At 41.2% G+C, this 21,942-nt stretch carries 20 protein-coding genes; 10 read left to right on the plus strand and 10 right to left on the minus strand.

The annotated features are described in order from the left end of the window. Nucleotides 1-14: 14 nt before the first annotated feature. Nucleotides 15-1,598, minus strand: coding sequence for an AAA-like domain-containing protein (locus tag HG267_RS15770; RefSeq protein ID WP_045871984.1), 1,584 nt, complete (start codon nt 1,596-1,598; stop codon nt 15-17). 202 nt (nt 1,599-1,800) lie between these two features. Between HG267_RS15770 and HG267_RS15775 the strand changes: the two genes are divergently transcribed. Beyond that, complete coding sequence (locus tag HG267_RS15775) at nt 1,801-2,520, plus strand: 16S rRNA (uracil(1498)-N(3))-methyltransferase (protein ID WP_045871983.1); 720 nt, start codon at nt 1,801-1,803, stop codon at nt 2,518-2,520. Between the two features lie 84 nt (nt 2,521-2,604). Then, nucleotides 2,605-3,681, plus strand: coding sequence for a tetratricopeptide repeat protein (locus HG267_RS15780; protein WP_045871982.1), 1,077 nt, complete (start codon nt 2,605-2,607; stop codon nt 3,679-3,681). 67 nt (nt 3,682-3,748) lie between these two features. Here the strand turns inward: HG267_RS15780 and HG267_RS15785 are convergent, their stop codons facing one another. Further along, entirely contained in the window at nt 3,749-4,315 is a 567-nt protein-coding gene (locus HG267_RS15785; RefSeq protein ID WP_045871981.1) for a hypothetical protein, read from the minus strand. Between the two features lie 421 nt (nt 4,316-4,736). On the opposite strand from HG267_RS15785, the gene HG267_RS15790 reads away from it, so the two are divergent. Continuing rightward, nucleotides 4,737-5,405: an esterase/lipase family protein gene (locus tag HG267_RS15790; protein ID WP_045872134.1), complete on the plus strand. Its 669-nt coding sequence runs from the start codon at nt 4,737-4,739 to the stop codon at nt 5,403-5,405. On the opposite strand, the gene HG267_RS15795 is transcribed toward HG267_RS15790, so the two are convergent. After that, a complete protein-coding gene (locus tag HG267_RS15795) occupies nt 5,335-5,766 on the minus strand; it encodes a VOC family protein (RefSeq protein ID WP_045871980.1) in 432 nt (143 codons plus the stop codon). The two genes, HG267_RS15790 and HG267_RS15795, sit on opposite strands and share 71 nt — an antisense overlap. Before the next feature lie 549 nt (nt 5,767-6,315). Here HG267_RS15795 and HG267_RS15800 point away from each other — a divergent pair. The 3 genes from HG267_RS15800 (at nt 6,316) to HG267_RS15810 (ending at nt 10,762) form a co-directional block, all read left to right on the plus strand. Beyond that, on the plus strand, nt 6,316-7,110 hold the full coding sequence (locus HG267_RS15800) for a TIGR00297 family protein (protein WP_045871979.1): 795 nt from the start codon (nt 6,316-6,318) through the stop codon (nt 7,108-7,110). 227 nt (nt 7,111-7,337) lie between these two features. After that, a complete protein-coding gene (locus HG267_RS15805) occupies nt 7,338-8,096 on the plus strand; it encodes a peptidylprolyl isomerase (RefSeq protein ID WP_045871978.1) in 759 nt (252 codons plus the stop codon). Beyond that, nucleotides 8,045-10,762: a type I secretion system permease/ATPase gene (locus tag HG267_RS15810; RefSeq protein ID WP_045871977.1), complete on the plus strand. Its 2,718-nt coding sequence runs from the start codon at nt 8,045-8,047 to the stop codon at nt 10,760-10,762. The genes HG267_RS15805 and HG267_RS15810 overlap by 52 nt, the downstream gene beginning before the upstream one ends. A gap of 49 nt (nt 10,763-10,811) precedes the next feature. Here HG267_RS15810 and HG267_RS15815 read toward each other — a convergent pair whose 3' ends face one another. The 4 genes from HG267_RS15815 to HG267_RS15830 form a co-directional block, all read right to left on the minus strand. After that, nucleotides 10,812-11,069, minus strand: a complete 258-nt coding sequence (locus tag HG267_RS15815; RefSeq protein ID WP_045871976.1) for a hypothetical protein — start codon at nt 11,067-11,069, stop codon at nt 10,812-10,814. Then, nucleotides 11,047-11,268, minus strand: a complete 222-nt coding sequence (locus tag HG267_RS15820) for a hypothetical protein (protein WP_045871975.1) — start codon at nt 11,266-11,268, stop codon at nt 11,047-11,049. The genes HG267_RS15815 and HG267_RS15820 overlap by 23 nt, the downstream gene beginning before the upstream one ends. Nucleotides 11,269-11,405: 137 nt before the next feature. Then, nucleotides 11,406-12,242: a DUF4351 domain-containing protein gene (locus HG267_RS15825; RefSeq protein WP_045871974.1), complete on the minus strand. Its 837-nt coding sequence runs from the start codon at nt 12,240-12,242 to the stop codon at nt 11,406-11,408. Between the two features lie 103 nt (nt 12,243-12,345). Next, entirely contained in the window at nt 12,346-12,651 is a 306-nt protein-coding gene (locus tag HG267_RS15830) for a hypothetical protein (RefSeq protein WP_052335285.1), read from the minus strand. 279 nt (nt 12,652-12,930) lie between these two features. Between HG267_RS15830 and HG267_RS15835 the strand changes: the two genes are divergently transcribed. Further along, nucleotides 12,931-14,112: an aldo/keto reductase gene (locus tag HG267_RS15835; protein ID WP_045871973.1), complete on the plus strand. Its 1,182-nt coding sequence runs from the start codon at nt 12,931-12,933 to the stop codon at nt 14,110-14,112. Between the two features lie 89 nt (nt 14,113-14,201). Here the strand turns inward: HG267_RS15835 and HG267_RS15840 are convergent, their stop codons facing one another. Then, nucleotides 14,202-14,594 carry a hypothetical protein gene (locus HG267_RS15840; protein ID WP_228045410.1) on the minus strand — a complete coding sequence of 131 codons (393 nt, stop codon included), beginning with the start codon at nt 14,592-14,594 and terminating at the stop codon, nt 14,202-14,204. Between the two features lie 339 nt (nt 14,595-14,933). Then, on the minus strand, nt 14,934-15,896 hold the full coding sequence (locus tag HG267_RS15845) for a M48 family metallopeptidase (protein WP_045871972.1): 963 nt from the start codon (nt 15,894-15,896) through the stop codon (nt 14,934-14,936). A 125-nt stretch (nt 15,897-16,021) separates the two neighbouring features. Between HG267_RS15845 and HG267_RS15850 the strand changes: the two genes are divergently transcribed. From HG267_RS15850 to HG267_RS15860, 3 genes are all read left to right on the plus strand, one after another. Beyond that, on the plus strand, nt 16,022-17,599 hold the full coding sequence (locus HG267_RS15850; RefSeq protein WP_045871971.1) for a helicase C-terminal domain-containing protein: 1,578 nt from the start codon (nt 16,022-16,024) through the stop codon (nt 17,597-17,599). Nucleotides 17,600-17,864: 265 nt separating this feature from the next. Next, nucleotides 17,865-18,077 carry a DUF2839 domain-containing protein gene (locus tag HG267_RS15855; protein ID WP_045871970.1) on the plus strand — a complete coding sequence of 71 codons (213 nt, stop codon included), beginning with the start codon at nt 17,865-17,867 and terminating at the stop codon, nt 18,075-18,077. A 1,031-nt stretch (nt 18,078-19,108) separates the two neighbouring features. Then, on the plus strand, nt 19,109-19,456 hold the full coding sequence (locus tag HG267_RS15860; protein ID WP_045871969.1) for a DUF1815 family protein: 348 nt from the start codon (nt 19,109-19,111) through the stop codon (nt 19,454-19,456). Between the two features lie 166 nt (nt 19,457-19,622). Here HG267_RS15860 and HG267_RS15865 read toward each other — a convergent pair whose 3' ends face one another. After that, nucleotides 19,623-21,698: a CHAT domain-containing protein gene (locus HG267_RS15865; RefSeq protein ID WP_052335284.1), complete on the minus strand. Its 2,076-nt coding sequence runs from the start codon at nt 21,696-21,698 to the stop codon at nt 19,623-19,625. Between the last annotated feature and the right edge of the window lie 244 nt (nt 21,699-21,942).

Raw genomic sequence — 21,942 nt, forward strand, 5'->3', positions numbered from 1 at the left:
CTATCTACTATCTGTTAAAGGAACATTTGGAAATAAAGCCGATATAATTCACAACGCGGTTCTGCAAAATAACCTTTTAACTTTATCAATCCCAAACGTTGCAAAGACTTTGCAATCTGCGGACGTAACTTAACTGGAGTTTCTGCATCCGCCGATATAACTTGACTGAATGCTGTTCTCAACTCTAGATTATTTTCGAGTTGTTCCAAGAGTTCGCGTAGATGGTCACTAAATGCTCCAGATGGGGTGGGTGCTTCTTTTAAAAATTGCTCAAATTTCTTTTTATTAAACTTAAATTCATCGATACTAATTCGCAGAAGATAAGGATGACCTCCTACCATAGCCATCAGTTGATCAATGTTTTGTCCTTTCAACTTAAGATCATGAGCCTTGAGTAACTTTTGTACTTGCTCCCGACTAAGTTCAGGTAAATCAACGACTAAACCTACATTAGCAAGAGGTGAGCTATGGATATCTAAAGAGGTATAAAATTCTGTAGAATGAACAATGATCAAACGGAGCTTTTCCCAAATCTTGCTATTTGGATCGCCGCGTCTTGCCATATCGTGAAAACTCCGCAGCAGACTACAAAAATCTTGGGCAATTTCATGATGTTCAAAAATTAAATCGACATCATTCAGAGCTAAAACAAAATCATTAGCTGTGTTTGGTAATAAGTATTTTTTAAAGTATTCGCTACTGTTATAACTAGGAGTTAGTTGATTATTCCAATACTCATTTACCTTATTACTCAACCCTAGCTCGTTACTAATAACACCACAAAATGACTGTAAAAATCTCTCCATATCAGTCGCAACTTGGCGATTTACTAACCGCCGACAACTCAAAGTTACGGTTTGAAAGTTATTCGCTCTTGCATAAGTAAGAATCCTGTTCATCAGAGATGTTTTCCCCATCTTGTCAGGCGCTTTAATCCGGATTAGGGCACCTAGCTGCTTAATCGCCTCATAACAGCGCTGCTCGGTAGGAGGGCGTTCTATATAAACATCGTTAGGGGATTGATTTACTATCTTTTTACGGAGGACTGGAGTTGATTCTTCGGGAATACCTTGCAGTTGAATTTCTACACAGCCAAACTCATAAGCCTCTTCAGGTGAGCGATTCGCCCCCAGTGCTTTATAAAAACCAACGGCGAAAGCGATCGCAGCTTGATCGCCAATTGCTCTATTCATACCAATTACAAACGAGATATGCTGGGCAATAGCTCTGGCTTGAATGTCTGAATAACAAGCATTTAGAACTACGCATTGAACTTGATGGGCTACTAATTCAAACAACGCAGCTAAAGCCTGGGGCGTTACTGGCTGCATTTTACCTAACTCATTTTCAAAGCAAAGCTCACCAGTACTTATGCCATGTCCAGAAAAATGTACAATATGAGGCTGAAAATTCAGTAATTCTTGGCTCACATCTCCTGGACGCACAGCAAATCCGAACTCTAACAGAAATCTTGCTCGCTGATTGGCTAGTTGTAGCTTTTGTTTGATTTCTTGTAACTCTTTTTGTAAACGCAGCCTAGCAGTATCAGTAGGTTCAGCCGTCAAAAACAGAATTCTAATCTGGCTATCGTTGGTCATCCAGAATCGTTCCCCAAGTTCAATTAATAACCTGCATCGTTTTTCACTCCTAGCCTTGATTCCGCATACTTACGAGAAACTACTGAAGTGGATTTATTCGATTTTAATGTTTTTATGAAGATATACACAGATATTTCCCTAAAAACCGAAGTTACTACGGAAAGCAAACAAATATTGATACTCACTCAGTGCGGAAAATCTTATGTCTCAACTACAAAGAATTGCGATCGCACCTTCTCAACTCCAAGCAGGGGAAATTTCACTCACCAAAGAACAACAACACTATCTAGCAAGGGTGTTGCGGTTGCGTGAGGGCGATCGCTTTATTGCGATGGATGGTAAGGGTAAATGGTGGTTGACGCAGCTATTAGGGGAGCAAGGGCAGGTTTTAGAAGCTTTGGTGGTGGAAACTGAGTTACCTGTATCAATTACTCTGATGGTGGCTTTACCCAAAGGTAGCGGCTTTGATGAAGTCGTTAGGTGTTGCACAGAGTTGGGAGTCACAACTATTGCCCCAGTATTGAGCGATCGCACTTTACTGCAACCCAGCCCGCAAAAATTGGAACGCTGGCGGCGGATTGCGGCGGAAGCTGCGGAACAATCGGAGCGCGCTTTTATACCGACAATTTTAGAACCTGTGGCTTTTAGCAGTAGTTTGTCTTTTGCCAACAGCCACAAATATATCTGTGAAGCGCGAGGAAATTTACCTCACCTCAAAAAGTGCTTGCAAAACCAAGGACAAATGACAAATGACCAAGAACTAGTTATAGCTACAGGCCCAGAAGGTGGATGGACACAACCAGAAATTGATAGTGCGATCGCAGCAGGATTTCAACCAGTTTCCCTTGGTCGGAGAATTTTGCGAGCAGTCACAGCGCCAGTAGTGGCTTTATCACTAGTTTCCGCAGCGTGTGAAGTATAAATGATGTATATCTCATGCACTTAGCCCAGCCGTTACCGCAGGGTAGGCGCGAGACATTCTTTTCGCGTGGATGTAAACAAAGTGATGATTGAACAAGTTGCCACGGCCTTTGAACGTAAAGACTATAGCACCGCAGCTAAATTACTCCAACAGCTGTTAAAAGAATCACCAGAAAATCCTTGGGTGCAATTTTATTTAGGGCGGCTGCATGAAGTCTCAAAAAAGTACGAGAATGCGGAAAAAATTTATCGGCAGCTGCTACGAAGTACAACCAATAGTAAAATTTTGATGCAAGCGCGTCAGGGTTTGCAGCGAATCCAAGAAATTGAGCAAGAAGTTAGACAAAGGGCTATTATTCAGGCGACAACAGAACCTAGCGAGACTGAACTAGGCTTACTTGTCTTAGAACCTCTCAGCAACGAATTAAAAGCCGAAGCAGCCCCGAAATTTGCCCAAATATGGCAAATTGACACTTATACTGCCAGATTAACTTTGCCTAGTCGCGGCTGGAAGTTATATCGCACTGGACAAATCGGTGAATTGAAATTTTACGGTACACAATTACAAAATGCAGGTATTCCCTGCTTTTGGGCAACAATTGCCGAGATTAAGCAGATTCAAGTATTTCAAGTTAATTATTTTGCTGAATCGGCAACAAATACTACTGTGGTTTGTCGTAACCAAACCAGTCAACTTGGTTCTTTAACGTTTAATTGGTCAGAGGTGAAAGCACGAGTGTCGGGAATGCTGCCGATTTTTGAACAAGTTGTAGACGTTAACGCGCAACGTAAACTAGAACGCAAAACTCAAACTCAAGATTATGCCGAATTTTGCGATTTACACCTACCCAGTAGGCGTTGCATTTTGCGGCTTTCCGATCAAAGCTATCAATTTCAACAAGGGCTAGAAATCGCTACTCACCCTAACCAAAATACTATCAAAATTAATTGGAATATTTTACAAGAATGGCTGGGAAAGCAAATTCCCGAAGTCAAAGTATGGTCAGATTTTACACACTTTGCTGAGACAATATTAGACCATACAGAAATGCTGAGTAACATTCAGTCTCACGTTCTCCTGTTTCGCAGGGATAAGACTAATTGGGACTCAGCATTTCATTTATATAGTGGGTTGGTATTTTCACATCTTAGGGAATTTTAGATTTTGGATCTTAAATTTTTCGATTGAAGATTCAAAATCCAAAAAACCCTCTGCCTAAATCAACATATTAGCCAGGAGTTTTGACTTGACGTGCCATATCTAAATAAACACTCATGTTAGCTCCTGGACGACGACGACCGTTAGAACTACCAGCGCCAGCAGCAACATATTTGGGTGCAAAGGTGGTTTCTTTTGGTTGTTCTTTAACTACTTTGGCTGATACAGCTTTGTCATTTTTACCAGGTTCAATTTTCAAGCCTTCAGCAGTCTGCACTAGAGCAACATCAGCAGGTTTTGGTTCTTTAGCTGATTTTTTCTTAGATGATTTAGATGCAGCAGTTTTTGTACCATTCAATGATGGTGCTGGAGCTTGTGATGTAACTGTTTCAGCTGCTTTTTTGGCATTATCTGCAACTGTTTCGGCTGCTTTCTTGGTATTATCTGCAACTGCTACAGCTGCTTTCTTGGCGCTATCTCCTACTTCTTTAGCTGCTTCCTTAACAGCAGCTACAGGCTTTGCTTCCTTGGATTCATCTAGCTCCAAGTAGTAACCATTGCTTTTCTTATTTTTACCTGGTAATAGTCCAGTAATAAAACTGACAATCCCTGCAATCAACTTTTTGATAAAATCCATTACAATCTCTCCCTGCCTTTTAAATCTGGAATCCCTACCGTAATTGTTAAAAATTACGACATTATTTTACGTTTTTTTACTTTTCGTGATCTTATTCTAGATGACAACCAATATAGGTTTCTACTTAATCAACATTGTAATAATAATACAGGGCAAGTATTTTCAACTGATTTGTACAAGCACTCGCACCCTGCATACAATGCATACACTGGAAATTAATTATTAAATTTTACTGTAACTGAGGGCAAGATTCTGAAAGTTGGCGTAACAAAAATTAACATTTTGTTATCTGCTCCATACCATTAAAAATTCTAATGCAGTGGCTAGCTGTTAACCAGTGAAACTACTGTCATAGTTTCTTTGTCAATCAGGCACAGACTAGTTAGATTTTCTACAGAAGTGATTAAGCAAAGATATGGAGATAAACACTAACAATCAGCAGCGCAATCCCCTGTTGTTAATACATGGTATTGATGACACAGGCGCAGTTTTCTACCGCATGGGGAAATATTTAAAACAACAAGGTTGGTCTGTATATGCTTTAGATTTAGTGCCTAATAATGGTGCAGTCGGTTTAGATAAGTTGGCACAGCAGGTAGCAGACTATGTCGCCAAAGAATTTCCCCCAGAACAACCACTAGATTTAGTGGCTTTCAGTATGGGAGGAATTGTCAGCCGTTACTATATCCAAAGGCTTGGGGGAATAAACCACGTACAGAGGTTTATAACAATTGCTTCGCCCCATCATGGTACGGTGATCGCTTATGGTTCTCTGCGACCTGGTTGCGTGCAGATGCGCCCCAACAGTGCTTTACTCAATGATTTGAATTCTGATGTCGCAATGTTGGAGGCGATTAATTTTACATCAATCTGGACTCCCTATGATTTGATGATCGTCCCAGCTAAGAGTTCACAAATGCCAGTGGGAAGAGAGGTAGTTTTACCTGTGGGATTACACCCTTGGATGCTAACTGATGCTAGGTGTTTGAAAATAGTAGCAGAAACCTTAACAGAACCAATTAAACCCTATCCCCAATTTGCGTATACTGAGAACTTCCAAAAATCGCCTCTGGGTGACAGTAATATTTAAATTCCATCAAGTTATAAAAGGGATCTTCTAAAAAGAAAGTACGATGCTCTAAAGGTAAACCAACAAAACGATATTTCGCTTCTTCTTTAAATAGTAGTTTTTGCTTTTGTGCCTTTTCTAATAAATCTTGCCAGTCTTGTTCGGCTGTAAAAACTAGCCCAAAGTGTCTTGGATAGATACCACGTTGTGGTGTTAATGGTTCTTTAGTAACGTGAGCTACTAATTGATGACCAAATAAATTAAGGATTAAAGCATGGGGATTTTCACGCCCAGGAATACAGCCTAAACCATCAACATAATATGCTTTGGTTTCGGCAATATTAGTTACAGGGAAAGCAAGATGAAATAAAGTTGCGCTCATAGCTTTTGCCTAGAACACTAGTAGTTGTTAGTACTATATATGATTTATTCTGAAATTATTAATTATACGAATAACAATTCAAATAATGTTGACGAAAAATAAACTCTTTGTAGGGCACGGCACCAGTAATATAATTTGATATACCGAAAGATTGTGGATGCCGTGCCCCTACTACCAATCTGTTGCGTTTTTTGCCAAATGGTATAATCAACGCACCATCCATGCGGCTTTGCTTTAGGCGCTAGGATAGTTATTTCGTGACAAATTATATTGGAAATCAGTGCCTAACGCACTCTACTTTATAAGTAGCCTCTAACAAGTGAATTTTATTACGTATTCAGCAATATAAGTGTGGGAAATCCGGATTGAAGTGCTGACTACAAAATAATTTATTCATCAAAATTAATCTTGTGAATCATATAGGTTTTTCCGGAAAGAGGAAGGAATATCTGTAATTGTTGGATTAGGGGGTGGAGACGATCCAGCAGCAAAGTGAGAAATTCGCTATTCTGTTGATATTCGGGCCACACTAATTGTCATATATTGCTAATGCTCTCTTTGTTTGATTCTGCGAATCCTTGGTTGGTGGGAGTGGGATTGAATGCCATTTTATTGGCTTTAGTTTGGATTGCTCCCAAAAAGCTGCTGACTCCAGCAGGAATATTCCACGCCTGGGTATTAGGCGTAATTATTTGGGGAACATTAGGTTGGCAGGGGTATCTAGTAGTAGCGTTTTATTTTTTAGTAGGTTCTGGGGTAACACGCATTGGGATAGCTCAAAAGGAAGCTGAAGGGATTGCAGAAAAGCGTTCTGGGGCTAGAGGCCCGGAAAATGTCTGGGGTTCGGCGTTGATTGCGGCGCTGTGTGCTTTAGGAATCGGAACGTTAAGTGCAGGATTCTTTTCTCTTCCCCAGTCTGTAGTCATTAGTCTCAACTCTCTATTGATTTTGGGCTATGTGGCGAGTTTTAGTACCAAACTTTCTGACACTTGTGCGAGTGAGGTAGGTAAAGCATACGGTAAACGAACCTTTTTGATTACCACATTGCAACCAGTACCTCGCGGAACCGAAGGCGCAGTGAGTTTAGAAGGAACCTTCGCTGGGGTTGTGGCTTCCATTGCAATCGCCTTTATTGGTTGGGGTGTCGGTTTAATCGATTTTGCTGGTGTAGTTTGGTGTGCGATCGCAGCTTTGATTGCTACCAGTTTAGAAAGCGTCATTGGCGCAACGCTGCAATCTCAATATACTTGGCTCACCAATGAATTGGTCAATATTATCAATACCTTGATTGGTGCGATCGCTGCTATGTTAATTGCCTTTACCTGGGCCAGTGTAATGGCTTAATTCTCGCTCTGAAATTTCAATATATAAATTTTTCGTAGATGGGCAAGCGCTAAATTTAGCAATTCCTTTCTACTAAAAGAATATTAGTAAATATCAAAAATGATTTTCTAAATTATTTTATTTAATGAAATTAATAATGTATATGGGTAACTCATTATATGGCTATTTATAGATGATTGTGGTTGTAATAGTATAAAAAATTTAATTTTTCCTCTCAGGATTGCTTTATGGAATCTTTATCATTTTTAACTGTTGATCGGCAATCTATTTCTATTGAACAAGCAGTAAAATATCTCCAAGCCTCCGGCAAATTGTCGCAGTTTATCGGCGATATTATTCGCCAGTACGTGATTGAACAAGAAATCAATACTAGAGACGATATTGAGATCAATCCGGCTTTAACTGAACAGACAATTATTGATTTTCGTCTCAAAAATCAACTCACAGACCCCCAAATTTTTCAAGAATGGTTAAAGAAAAATGGCACAGATTACGCCACCTTTCATGCATCAGCTGCCTACAACTTTAAGTTAGAAAAACTGAAAGCTTTAGTTACAGAACCGAAACTACCAGAGTATTTCATTGAGCGAAAAATTTATTTAGATCGGGTGGTACTATCGAGGATTTTTGTTGATAATCGCGAGCTTTGCGAAGAACTACTAACTCAAATTGAAGAAGGAGGTAGTTTTGAGCAACTAGCTAAAGAATATTCCTTAGCAGAAGATCGCATTGTTAACGGCATGATGGGGCCAATTAGTCGGGGAACATTACCAGATAAAATCAGAGCCGCAATTGATGCAGCAGTTCCCGGAGAATTGATTGGGCCAATAGAACTAGAAGAACGTTATGGTTTGTTTCGATTAGAACAATTTCTGCCAGCTTCTTTAGAAGATACTCAACTAAAGCAAGTGCTACAAAATGAGTTGTTTGAAAAATGGCTAGCAGAGAAAATTCAAAAGCTGACAGTCAAATTACAAGTGAAATAAAACTTCTGGATAATCAATCTTTACGAATAAACGTGCTAGCTTCTGTACCCTGGAATCAACCACCTCTATGCTGGCTGACTCCTGAACAACAAACTCGATTACAAAATCACTCAGAAATTCGTCGCTATCGTCTTGGTGAAAAAATTTGGTCAAATACTATTGGAGGTTATCAGTTTTTTCTTGTTACTGGTAAAGTGCGCTTGCGTGAAGAAGGAATTGGCAAGCCATTAGCTGCTTTGCAAGCAGGTGATTGGTTTGGTGACTTACAAAATTTAGCTGTAGAATGCAAAGCTGTAGCTGCTAGTAAAGAAGTCATCGTAGTCTGTTGGGAAACAGCATTATGGAAAGAAGTTTCTACGCCACAAATGGAAAGCTTCTTTCAAGGCGTACAGGATGAGCAGAGAGCAGAGGAGCAGAGGAGCAGAGGAGCAGAGGAGCAGGGGGAAGGGGAAATTATCACGTCCTCAATCACCAGTCCCCAATCCCCAGTCCCCAGTCCCCAATCCCCAATCCCCAATCCCCAATCCCTAATCCCCACCTATAACTATCCGTTTGTCGCTAGCTGGAATACAGCCGCAGCTTGTTTAACGATGGTGGCGCAGCATTTGGATCATGCTGTGAAGCTGGAATGGGTACAACGCCAACTGCGGGGACAACGCCCGAAAAATGTTGTGGAAGCAGCAGAAAAGTTAGGATTGGTGTTGCAGCGATTGCAAATTAATTGGACTGATTTGCGCGCCTTGTCATTTCCGGCTTTGATACAGTGGAATTCTGGCTCACAAGAAAGTCCTAGCTGGGTAGTAGCCTATGGAGTCAAAGCTGATCGCTTAATTATCGCTAATCCCCTCAATAGCGATCGCACTTGTGAAAGTCTCCCCCAATCTGTGGTAGAAGCAGCTTGGGATGGGCAAATGTGGACAGTAGAACTGATTTCTCAGCAAGAAAAATTTAATCTGAGTTGGTTTACTCCCGCAGTTTGGAAATATCGCGGATTACTCGGCGAAGTTTTACTCGCGTCTTTGACATTGCAGCTGTTGGGGTTAACAACACCGCTAATTACCCAAGTTGTGATTGATAAAGTCATGGTGCAAGAGAGTTTACCGACTCTCGATGTCATGGCGATCGCACTTTTATTGGTAGCAATATTTGAAGCTGTACTCGGCATACTGCGTTTATTTATCTTCACCCATACCGCCCGACGTTTAGATTTAAGTTTATCAGCGCAGCTATTTCGTCACTTAATGCGTTTGCCTTTAGCTTATTTTGAATCGCGGCGTGTTGGGGACACAGTAGCAAGAGTTCAAGAACTCGAACAAATCCGCCAATTTCTCACAGGTACAGCCTTAACGGTGATTTTGGATAGCATCTTTGCTGTGGTGTATTTAGCATTGATGTTTTATTACAATATTCCCCTCACCTTTGTGGCTTTGGCGGTATTGCCATTATTTGCCACATTAACTATTGTGGCGACACCAATTTTGCGGGGTTGGTTGAATGAAACCTTTAACCGCAGCGCTGATAGTCAATCGTTTTTGGTTGAGACAGTTACCGGGATACATTCAGTTAAAGCCCATGCAGCCGAACCAGTAGCCCGCGATCGCTGGGAAGGTTTATTTGCGCGCTTCATTCGCACCAGTTTTAAAGCCTCTACTACCTCTAACATCAGCAGCAATTTGGGTGACTTTCTCACCAATTTTTCTACCTTGTTAATTCTCTGGTTTGGGGCAAAATTAGTTATTGATCATCAACTTACAATTGGTCAACTGGTAGCTTTTCAAATGTTATCAGGAAGAGTCACTGGGCCACTGTTACGCCTTGTGCAATTGTGGCAAAATCTGCAACAAGTTCTACTTTCTGTAGATAGAATTGGTGATATTCTGAATGTTGCACCAGAAGCAGAACCAGGGACAGGCTTAGTATTACCAAATCTCAACGGACAAATCACTTTTGAGCAAGTATTTTTCCGTTATCAAGCAAGTACAGAACCAGTATTACGCGGCATTTCTTTTAATGTTGAACCCGGACAATTTGTCGGTATTGTTGGGCGTAGCGGTTCTGGTAAAAGTACCCTTTCAAAATTATTACAACGCCTATATTCAATAGAATCAGGACGCATTTTAATTGATGGTTTTGATATCAAAAGTGCCGATTTAGCTTCACTGCGGCAACAAATTGGTGTTGTTTTACAAGAAGACTTTTTATTTAACGGTTCCATCTTAGAAAATATCACCCTCGGCAACCCCGATATTACCGCCGAGCAAGTAGTAGAAGCCGCTAGGTTAGCCGTAGCCCATGATTTCATCAGTCAATTACCCTACGGTTACGAAACCAATGTGGGCGAACGGGGTACAGCTTTATCAGGGGGACAGAGACAACGCATAGCCCTAGCGCGGTTGTTCCTTTCCTCAGCACCGATTTTAATTTTGGATGAAGCCACCAGCGCCTTAGATAGCGAAACCGAACAGCAAGTACTGCAAAACCTACAAAAAATTTCCGCCAACCGCACCGTATTTCTTATCGCCCATCGTTTCGCCCCCCTCAAACGTGCGGATTTAATTTTGGTGATGGAACAAGGGGTAATTGCAGAACGTGGTACTCATCCGCAATTGTTGCAGCAAAAGGGATTGTACTGGTCACTTTATCAACGTCAGCAAGCGAATATTTAGCATCACCTCATTACCAGGCTGGGCCTGGTAATGCATAATTAGTTGGATTTTAATTCAACAATGCATCATACTCATCATGAGTACCGATCCAAAACCAGTAATAATCATCTCCCTTTTTTAAAGCCAAAGCGCGATATCCACCGCTAACACGCGCAGACCAAAGATTTTTGCCAACTTTCTTAAAGTGCAAAGACGGATGAGATTGATTTTCTTGCCAAATTTGATAGGCTTTTTTTGCTTGTTCCTTTACATCATCTGGTAGTCGCGCATAAGCTTCCCAAAAATCAGGAGTTGTTAAGGATTTCATCTATATCTTGCACCCGGTTTGCTGCAATATCGGCTTCAGCTTTCGCGATTAATTTATCTAATTTTCCCGATACCAAATCAGTTTCGATTTGTTTATCCCACATTTGTTCTAAATATTCTTCCAGCCAAGCAGCTAGTTGACGAATATCATTTTCCGATAATTGTTTGATAGCGGCTTCAATTTCTGGCAAAGTACTCATATTTGAGTCGATACCTCAATGTTTTCCTTAATTTTATTGTTTTAGTCAAAAAACTTAAACTGTGTAGCGAATATCTTAAAAGTCAAGCGATCGCCTTGCTGAATTATTCAGGCGATCGCTTATTTTTCTGTATCTGCTTAAGCTGGGGAGATATTTGTCAGGTAATTGACTAAATCAGCTTGGCTAGTGAAATCTAACAGCGCCTCGGCTAAATCTTCTAGTTGAGCAACAGATAAAGCACGAATCTGCTGTTCCGTCTGCGGCTCAATTGCACCAAACCGTCGTGTCAAAAGACGCAGAATTAGTTGTAACGCCTCTTGTTTCTTTCCTCGTTCTTCTCCCTTCTGCAAAATATCCTGGTAAATCACAGATTCTTGCATAATATCCTCTCGAAAAAGCTGTGTAATTAAACTTTTGTCAAACCGCAAACCAGCTAGAAGTTGTACGCAAGCTGATATATTCTGTCGCTCATCTGTTTCTTCAATCATATCCACAGCAGTCGCTACTTGCTGTAATAAGTCTTCTGGGAAGTTACTTTGCGCTAATGTCGCCAGAGGTAAAAGTGCGGGGTTAGCTAGCAAAGGTGTGGGATCTTCTTCCCAAAGGCGAATGACACGGTATTTATGTATGGTGTTGGTGTCTACATATTGGGTTTGATAAGCAATTTCTGAAGATGTAAATTGCAGGAAAATGAGTACCTGCTGAATCTCACACCCGTATTGACGCTTTAATCTGGTGTAGTAATCTAGCATCCGAAAGTCAAGGGGTGGTGTGGATTTGGGTGAAGTTTGAAACTCTAAATGCAGGATTTGATTGGCGATTTGCAGGAAGGTAACAGAATCAGCGCGAATCGGTTCTAGAGTTAATTCGGTTTTAAGTACTTGGATATCTGAAGTTTCAGACGCAAGTAGCCATCTGGCAAAATCGGCTGGGTAGTTTTCTGCGAGGTATTTGCAGGTGTTATCGTAACTCAAGGGCTGATGTTTACTCAGTAAGTATTATTTTGCAGCAAAGTGTAGGCGTAGCCAGCCGTAGGCATCGCACTATGGAATTGTTCAGGCGATCGCCTCAGTATATTTACTGTTTAACGAGGAAAATAACCTCATTGACGAGCTTCCGAGCCTCGTTCACGAGGAAAATAACCTCATTGACGAGCTTCTGAGCCTCGTTCACGAGGAAAATAACCTCATTGACGAGCTTCTGAGCCTCGTTCACGAGGAAAATAACCTCATTGACGAGCTTCTGAGCCTCATTCACGAGGAAAATAACCTCGTTGACGAGCTTCTGAGCCTCGTTCACGAGGAAAATAACCTCATTGACGAGCTTCCGAGCCTCATTCACGAGGAAAATAACCTCATTGACGAGCTTCCGAGCCTCGTTCACGAGGAAAATAACCTCGCCAATCAGAACTGCAATATCAATTGCTTACAGCTTACTTTTTGGTTTAGCCGTAGGCTGATTAATTTTGGGATGCGATAAAACCTGGCAATGTTTTCACAAGAAAAAAGCGAAAGCATGAATTTAAAAATTTTCAAGTAGCAGAAATACACACATCCACGTGGGATATAAATCCCTAAAAACTGCTGTAAACTTCTTTCTGTCCCCATTCCCCGTTCCCCATTCCCCGTTCCCCATTCCCCGTTCCCCCTTCCCCTATCATCAATGCTATACAGAAGATTTGGACGCACAGAATTACAAATCCCGGTATTTTCCTGCGGTGGGATGAGATACCAGTTCAAATGGCAGGATGTTTCCCCAGCAGAGATTCCCCAAGATAAGCAGGATAATCTGGAAGCGACGATTCGCCGGGCGCTAGATTTAGGCATTAATCATATCGAAACTGCCCGTGGTTATGGCACTTCAGAAATGCAATTGGGGCAAGTATTACCCAAGTTTCCCCGCGAAAAGTTGATTGTGCAGACAAAAGTTAGCCCAGTTGCAGATCCTCAAGAATTTAGAGAAACATTTGAGCGATCGCTAAATTATCTGCAACTAGATTATGTTGATTTACTAGGGCTACATGGTGTTAATCATGCTGAATCTTTGCACCATAGCATCCGTCCTGGTGGCTGTTTAGAAGTAGCAAAACAGTTACAAGCTGAAGGCAAAGTACGATTTATTGGCTTTTCTACCCACGGTGCTACAGATTTAATTGTAAAAGCCATTAATACCAATCAATTTGATTATGTGAATCTGCATTGGTACTACATCAATCAATGGAATTGGGCTGCAATTGCCGCAGCTACTCAGCACGATATGGGAGTATTTATCATTAGCCCATCTGATAAAGGCGGAAAGCTTTACAACCCACCGCAAAAATTATTGGATTTGTGCGCGCCTTTGAGTCCGATGGTGTTTAACGATTTATTTTGCCTCAGTCATCCCCAGGTACATACCCTCAGCTTAGGCGCATCCAAACCCCAAGACTTTGACGAACACCTGAAAACCCTAGACTTGCTAGACAGAGCCGATGAAATTTTACCGCCAATCATTGCCCGGTTAGAAGCAGAAGCGATCGCCACTTTAGGAGAAGACTGGGTAAAAACCTGGCGCGTCAATTTGCCCAGCTTTGAGCAAACACCGGGAAAAGTGAATATGCAAGTCATATTGTGGCTGTGGAATTTAGCGATCGCCTACGATATGATTGACTACGCCAAAATGCGCTACAACTTACTAGGCAATGCTAGTCACTGGTTTCCTGGCAACAAAGCCGACAAAATAGACGAACTAGACTTACGCTCATGTCTTGCTCATAGTCCCCAAGCCCAGAAAATCCCCCAAATTTTGAAACAAGCACATCAATTATTAGGGGGTGAAGCGGTTAAACGTTTGTCACAGGAATAAAAGGGAACAGGGAATAGGGAATAGGGAATAGGGGAAAGGTGAAAGGGGAAAGGGGAAAAGGGATAGAATCATCAATTACCAATTACCAATTACCCATTATTCTTAAATTTCATCTTCAAGTTAGTAAAATGCAAAATTGCTTGAATCATTTCTTTCTGTTCTGGCTTTAAATTCAGTTTGTCTAAGGCTTGGTTAAAGTCAGTACCACGATGCAATTCTTCAGCTAATTTTGCCCGTTGTGAGGAATTTAAAACTGCGTAAATTTCTTTATTTCTTCGTTGCCTTATAGCTTGGAGTCTTTGTTTCTGTAAGGGAGTTAAATCACTGTCAGAATAAGATTTAGGAGCTTGAGCAATCATCAAGTTAGGTTGAGTATTGATTTTTTGTGGTAATGCTATAGCAATTCCAGGTAGCAATAATATCAAAAGAGAAATAGTAGATAATATAGATATAAATTTATGAAATATATTGGAAATATTCAATATTCTTAACTCCAGTTCTTAGCTAATCCCAGGTGATTTATAGCGATTCCTATATTGGTGAAGTACAGCGATAAAAATTAACCGACGTTGGAAGCAGATAAACGCCGATAAACGCCGATAAATGTGTATTTCCCTAGACTAGGAACCGCTATATTTTCATATTACGAGAAAAGGGGTTCAACTCTCAAATTATGAATATTTGTCAGTTAATTACAAAAGATAAGGGGAAAGGGGAAAGGGCAAAGCACAAACCTTTAACCCTTTGCCTTTAACCTTTCCCCTATAAAACTTTACATATTTCAAGGTAATTGCGATTACTTACCTACTCAGTAGTAAATATCACTCAGACCGTTTGATTCTGTTAATTTCCTGTTGCAATTCTTCAATTTGACGGCGCAAATTTTCTGCATCATTTTCGGAAGATTCGGAGGTAACATTTACTGCTCCCGAAGCAGGCGATCGCTGATAGTTTCCTTGGCGAATTTGCTGATACTCTTCTGATACTGCCCACTCACGTAAATAGTGTACACGCTCTACAGCAAACGGATGAGTTAGCATCATGCCTTGAGCGCCGTTATACAACAAAAACTTGTAGACTTGATTCAATCCATCAGAGTCTAATGCTTTGTAATTTTCTGACTGATTGATGAATTCCTGTAAATTACATTCGTGGGCATATTTGATACTACCACCAGAAATTTTCATCATTGAAGACATTACGGGATTTAAGTCATCTATTAATAACAGCGCTGCACGATCTGCCGATAACTCTGCTTTGCGCCGCCATTCAAAAAAGGCGTAAATTAAGGCTTGAGTAACAAAATTTCCGATCCCAAAGGTTAACTCTCCTAAGGCCGAAGCAGCACTCATCGCCCACATCGCCATTTGAATTAAAATAGTATGACCACATTTAATATGCCCCAGTTCATGGGCTAGCACCGCCCGAATTTCGACTTCGTCTAGTAAGTCCAGTATCCCTGTATTTATGACTATGTAAGGATTCTCTTGCCCCAACGCATAGCTATTGGCTTGGGGGTTTTGCAAGACAAACAGTGCAGGTTCCGGATAGATATCCAAATCTCGTACACATTCGCGAAAAATCTGGTAAATAGTGGAATATTGACGTGGCCCAACTTGGATGGCGTTACCCATTAAATAAACTAATTGTGGGCGTTCATAGATAAATTCCACAAACTTACGGGCGATTAAATCAAATCCTGGCAAATTACGTAAAGCTTGCTCGGCTTGGCGATCCAGTGGATGCCTAAAGGCTTCGCTGGAAATTCCTGTGTAAGTTGGCATAATTTAGGGAAATAGGTGATTGGTCATTGTTGACTACAAATAACTACTGACTGATGGCTAATGCCAAGATAATAGAAATGGGGCAATTGGAAGTAAAAATCATATTTTAATGGGATTAAAAGCGTGTGATAGAGGCAGAAGTTCATTTGTCATTACATAACTTCCTGCGATCGCAGGCGGGGTTCCCTTCCTGGCCCCATCATTTGACGATGGCAAGGTTGGTAGCACGCGCCTTACGGTTGGGACGTAGCGCCTTAATTCAAGTCGGGGCTGTTAGCGGTTATCAGGGAAGATATCGCACTAGTTTTATAGCATCGGCATTGATGTGGCATGGCCCTGTAATTATTGTGGCTCCGGAATCCGTGCAACAACGCTTGTTAAAAGTTGAAATTCCGCGGCTACAAGAGTGGCTGCAAGCTAAAAAGCCTATTAGAACTGGGGACGATTGGCCTGGTTCTGAGTTCCAAGGGATACTGCTAACTACCCCAGCAGCTTGGTTAAGCAGACAGATAAAAAATGTGCCTCATTTTCCTGAAGGGATTCCCACAATTATTGATGGCGTGGATGATTTAGAAGATTGGGTACGCCATCAACTTACCCAAACTATTCAACCCCACGATTGGGATGAGCTGATGCTGGCTTGTCCAGAACAAGCGGACTTAATTCGTTCGGCGCGATCGCATTTGACGAAAGAATTTTTTCAGCACCCAGCTAATCCCTACGAGTGTTATCTAATTTCTCAACTAGAAGTAGAAATTTTGCAGCGTCTATATTCAGCTTTAGATAGTACTCAACTACCCGACGCTTGGAAAAATTTCTGGCACTACTTCCAAGACATCAACGAGACTTTTTCCCCCTCATCCCCCTTATCTTCCTCATCTCCACCTCCCCCCCTCCTCTGGGCAACTATCGCTCGTCGTCAAGGTTTATTTTCCTTACACTGCGCGCCAATTGAATTAGGAAAAATAGTCGCACCCATTTGGCAACGACAACCTGTAGTGTTCATTGGTAGTGCCTTAGAACCAGAAACAGAAGCTCCTTTGTTCCGTCAGCGCTTGGGATTGGAGGATGTCACTTGTCTGAAGTTCTCGGCGGATAGCCAAACAGACGCTATTCAACTGTATGTACCCTACAAATTACCTCTACCAAACACACCAGAATTTCAAGCGGCGTTTATTCATAAAGTGCGGACGCTGCTGTGTTTGAGTGCGACTGCATCAGGTTTAACAGTTGTGTTAATTGGGGATGTACCGCTAAAGGCGCAAGTCGGAGCAATCCTCGCTTCTGAGTTTGGTTCGCGGGTGCAAGTAGAAAAAACTTGCTTGGATGAAAACGGGATTTTAATTAGCGGTTGGGAATTTTGGCGAGAACATCAAGGTGTTTTACCCGCACCCAATCTATTAGTTATTGCAACTTTGCCCTTGCCATCTTTAGAAAATCCCTTGGTGGCTGGTAGGGTAGCCCACTATAAGCGATCGCATCAAGATTGGTTCCGTTTATATTTATTGCCCACAGCCTTAAATGAATTACAACGTGCAGTTGCACCAGTGCGCGAAAGTCAAGGTATTGTGGCTTTACTTGATGGACGCGTCGTAAATCGCAGCTATGGCGCACAAATTCTCGCATCCCTCAGTCCCTTGGCGCGAATTAACTACCTCGACCCCAGTCTGTTCTCCCATCCCAACGCCGAAAATTCTGCTTAGAAATGACTGTTGACTGTTGACTGTTGACTGTTGACTGTTGACTGTTGACTGTTGACTGTTGACTGTTGACTGTTGTCAACCGCAACGCGTAGGCGTAGCCCGTCGTAGACATCGCTGCACAGTAAACGTTATCATCAGCTTATTGCGGCATTCTATGCTTCAATTGACTGCCACAATTTCATTGGCACTGGAGATGGGATTCATTTGGAATCAATGCCAATCTACACTTAGAACATAAATGAATTGAGAATTTAAATTGCTGATTATGGGTGAAGCAAAGCGTCGCAAAACCACACTGGGAGACAAATACGGTCAAGATACTCGCATTTTACCGTGGGTTCCGATTACCAAAACTCAAGGTGAACTATTTGTGCAATGGACTACTCGCGGTGCCTGGATAGGTATTGGTGTGATGGTTGCTGCTTGGGTTACCATCCGTTTTATTGGCCCCGCTTTTGGTTGGTGGCAAGTAGTGTAGTCTCTTAAGATTGGGGACTGGGGAACTCGGGGCCCCCTCTGGGGATAAGGGGTAATGGGGATTAGGGATTGGGGATTAGAATTTTTACACAGCACTCACAACTCTTGGAAAGACGCGATTAATCGCGTCTCTCCAACTCAGCACTCAGAACTATTTTTCACACAGAGTTGATTTAAATTTATAAAGGGGCACAATAATCCTGTGCCCCTAACTTATGTATATGGATATGATCCCCAATCCAAAATCCCAATCCCAAAAGCTCAAACATGAACTTTTTTGTATGTTATGTTACATTTGATTGTCATTGCCAAGAGATTTTCGGTAGCTTAAACAACATTTCGCTATGATGTCAAAAGCCGTAAAAATCTTGCCTAAATGGCAACATTAATCTTCTAACATTAGTTATTCTCAGTATTAAATCTACCAAACTTGGTTTTATATTTAGCATCTATCTAACCAAGCTTATAAGTATAAACAAATACTGCTAAAGCAGCTTGCTTCTGAAATTGCCAGTCTAAAAGTTACACAGTCATCTGCCAAAAGTTAGATTATGTGAAAAAATGTGACTCTGCGTACCCAATCCGGGGCAATATCAAGCAGATGTTAGAGAATAAACAAGTTATTAAGCCAGTATTTGAGATTCAGGCTACAAAAAACTGCCTGGAAGCCTTTACTCGTAATAGATTTGGCTATTCTGGCAGATAGAGATACAATATGTATCTTTCTATATGGTTGACTAGTGGCAAATTTGAGTTACTCTTAAATCGGATCGTTTCTCATAAGCATCTAAGCTGACAGAACCACATAAAGACAATCTTAAGTTTAAATATTCTGTCAGATATTTGGACTTCTCAAACTGAATACTTTGATACGGCATCAAAAACCGTTATCTACTACCCTAGCAAGATAGTCAATAAATAGACTACGTAAATGGATGGTTATTGTAATGGATAGTTTACAATACCAGAGGAAGAGAAAATCTAAAGAAAATATAAAAGAACTCAAATGACCGTGGTGTCTGGAGGAAAAAAGTGTTTCTAAGACTAGCGCATCAACATCGACAATTCGTTCAAGACTTGGTAATGAACCTACAAGCCTTAGCAATTGTACTGGAACGACGTGGATATCCGGCTTCCTGTTATACCTGTGGTGACCAAATGAATAGTGCTTCATTTATGGTCAGCTTGGGAGATAATCACCTAATTCGGTTTTTAGTATCTGACTATGGGATTACTTGGACAGAAATGCGGGATGACCGTGAATTAATGAAATTAGAAGGTGCAGAGGCGATTAATCAGTTACAAGAACTGGCTAATATTGTCAAGCACCAATCGGGGACAATCTCCACAGCTAACAAAACCCTAGTCAAGAAGTTTTAAGGATTCTTGGTCGAATGGGTTATTTACGAAAAAGCATCAAGCACTATCTGGTAATTGGGAATCGGTAATTTTGGGTGATTTTGCCCATTGATTACCCATTCACTCTTACCATTAATTGATTGTTTTATTGCTGATATCAGCCACAGACTCAAAAAACTCGAAGTTATTACAATCCATTGCCAATTAAAATGAAAGGTGCCCAATAGTAAGGGTGGCTCAAACCACTACTCGTTGCTATCGGAACATTTTTATTTTTTACCTTAGAGTCTGCATGAATCAATGCAAGTTGCGCCTGTCTAAGGGCTTCAGTTTTTGTTAGCTTACCTGGAGATAACAAGGCATAAAAAGCGCTCATCAATGCTTGAGTACCGCCGTCATCTACAGACCATAAGGAAGCAATAGTTGCTCTAGCGCCAGTTTTTTGCAGTTGGTAGCCAAACCCTAAAATCTCCTCACCGTTACCTAATTTGCCTCCCAAACCTGTTTCGCAAGCGCTTAAAACTACCAAATCTACATTAGTTAAAGACCAGTTGGCGACATCTCTCAGGTTCACGCGATCGCCATTGCCAAATAAGATAAATGAATCCTCGGGTTTACCTACCACAAAGGCTGCATGAGTTGCGAAATGGACAATGGAATAATCATCCATTTGGGGGATAGTTGCTTTGGGACTGAAAGCTTCATCAATTAGTTTTTGTGTTCCGGGGATCGTAGCTGCTAAACCTTCCACTTCTTGACCGGCAAATGGTAAGCCAGAAAAAGCTAGCCTTTGATTACCCACTTCAACTTGATAGTTACCCTTAGTAAAAGCGCCAGCTAAAACCCGCAAACTAGATGCTGGTGGAGTATTAAAGTTAGTCAAACTAGCAGCAGTGATGTAGTTCACACTGAAGCGATCCACCAGCCATTGTTTGCCATCATGTAAAGCAGCCAGAGGAATATAGCGTAACTGATCATCAGGTGCGTACATCAAATTCGTTGCGCCTGAAGCTTTAATTTCATTTTCTATCGGTTTGATCAGCCAGTTATATAACTGGTTAGCTGTCTTGATGACTGTGTCGTTACGTTCAGGAGTTTGTAGCTGCTGGCGAAAGGTAGCAATTGTCTGGTTAAGCTGTTCACGTGTGACGGCAACTTTACGATGAATTGGTACAGATTCTGGGCTAACAACAACCAATTCCAAGCTATCATCCAAGACCAAAGGATAGATAAGAATTGATTTTTGCGATAAACGAGCCAAATTATCTCTCAGTTCGTTGATACTTGCTAAATCTAAACTTTGTCGCTTGGCTGTAACGCTAAGTTGCTCTAGTTGTGTCTTAACTGCTGGACTGGCAATAAAATTGTTGAATTGCTCTAAAAGTTTCTGCTGATCTAATACTAATTGCTCGAGCCGCTGTTTTTGTGCTGGCGATCGCTGTTCGGGTGCAATTTTGCGAAGTTTTGTTAACTCTTTACCCAGTTCTACAGCATTATTGCCAGTTTGCTCTAACTTTTGTTTAATTACTTTTTCTCCTGGGGCAATCTCAATACCTTTAGCGGTGCGTTGATTACCTGGTACATCTTTAAGGAATCCCTCGAGTTCTTCAACTTTGAGGAGATCCATACTCCGTTGTGCTTCTACTACACGTCCTTGTTTCAGGAGTTTTTCCCCCAAAATCCGATATGTTTGGGCAACAGTAACGTTATAGGCATCTGGTTGCGGTGCCGAAAGTAATGCCGGAGTTAAGCGCGCGATTTCACGATTAATCAAACAATGCTTGTAAAAGAAAATTGCTAACTCTGGTTGGTTTTGAATATCAAATAAGTAACCGATATTACTATAAGTTTTACCCAATTGAACGCGATCGCCAATTTCTCTATTAATTACTAAAGCTTGCTGATAAGACTGGAGTGCTTGTGAGTAGTTAGCTTGTTTTTGGTATAACCTGCCAATATTATTTAAGGTGACAGCTTCCCAAAAACGTTCTCCTTTGTCTTGGCTAATCTGTAAACCTTTCTCTAATTTCTGTAATGCTTCTTGAAACTGACCTTGCTGCAAGATATTAACAGCCTCGTCATTTAGCAGTTTGATTTCTGATTCTTGCTGATTCTGTGGTGAAACCTGAGGCGTTGCTGTTGAGCCTTGTTGTGTGCTGACAGGGGAATTTACCTGTTTATTATCTAGGTTTGTACAACTAGAAACTAGAAAGACCAGGATAGAAAAGGCAAAAAAATTGAATCGCTGAAAATAAGAGCGCATAACAAAACGCTCCCGATTTTGGGGAGCGTAGATGCTGAACTTTTAAATTTTACACATTTTCCCAGAAATTTATGCTCAAACTTTAGTTTTGGCTAAATACAGTTCAGTTAGGAAAATTAATTGATAACAAAACCAAAAAACTAGTTATTCAACAAAAAAACCGAACAATAATTTTGGAGGGGGTTTGGGGGACGCAACCGTCACCCAATCGGGGGTTTGGGGGAGAATCCCCCAATTGAGCTGG

It is taken from the genome of Tolypothrix sp. PCC 7601, assembly GCF_025677855.1.
GTDB classification, from domain to species: Bacteria; Cyanobacteriota; Cyanobacteriia; order Cyanobacteriales; family Nostocaceae; genus Aulosira; species Aulosira diplosiphon.

Coding starts and splice junctions, on each gene's coding strand:
- HG267_RS15770 (WP_045871984.1), bottom strand. CDS start 1,598: ATGACCAACGATAGCCAGATTAGAATTCTGTTTTTGACGGCTGAACCT.
- HG267_RS15775 (WP_045871983.1), top strand. CDS start 1,801: ATGTCTCAACTACAAAGAATTGCGATCGCACCTTCTCAACTCCAAGCA.
- HG267_RS15780 (WP_045871982.1), top strand. CDS start 2,605: ATGATTGAACAAGTTGCCACGGCCTTTGAACGTAAAGACTATAGCACC.
- HG267_RS15785 (WP_045871981.1), bottom strand. CDS start 4,315: ATGGATTTTATCAAAAAGTTGATTGCAGGGATTGTCAGTTTTATTACT.
- HG267_RS15795 (WP_045871980.1), bottom strand. CDS start 5,766: ATGAGCGCAACTTTATTTCATCTTGCTTTCCCTGTAACTAATATTGCC.
- HG267_RS15800 (WP_045871979.1), top strand. CDS start 6,316: ATGCTCTCTTTGTTTGATTCTGCGAATCCTTGGTTGGTGGGAGTGGGA.
- HG267_RS15805 (WP_045871978.1), top strand. CDS start 7,338: ATGGAATCTTTATCATTTTTAACTGTTGATCGGCAATCTATTTCTATT.
- HG267_RS15810 (WP_045871977.1), top strand. CDS start 8,045: ATGGCTAGCAGAGAAAATTCAAAAGCTGACAGTCAAATTACAAGTGAA.
- HG267_RS15815 (WP_045871976.1), bottom strand. CDS start 11,069: ATGAAATCCTTAACAACTCCTGATTTTTGGGAAGCTTATGCGCGACTA.
- HG267_RS15820 (WP_045871975.1), bottom strand. CDS start 11,268: ATGAGTACTTTGCCAGAAATTGAAGCCGCTATCAAACAATTATCGGAA.
- HG267_RS15835 (WP_045871973.1), top strand. CDS start 12,931: ATGCTATACAGAAGATTTGGACGCACAGAATTACAAATCCCGGTATTT.
- HG267_RS15845 (WP_045871972.1), bottom strand. CDS start 15,896: ATGCCAACTTACACAGGAATTTCCAGCGAAGCCTTTAGGCATCCACTG.
- HG267_RS15855 (WP_045871970.1), top strand. CDS start 17,865: ATGGGTGAAGCAAAGCGTCGCAAAACCACACTGGGAGACAAATACGGT.
- HG267_RS15865 (WP_052335284.1), bottom strand. CDS start 21,698: ATGCGCTCTTATTTTCAGCGATTCAATTTTTTTGCCTTTTCTATCCTG.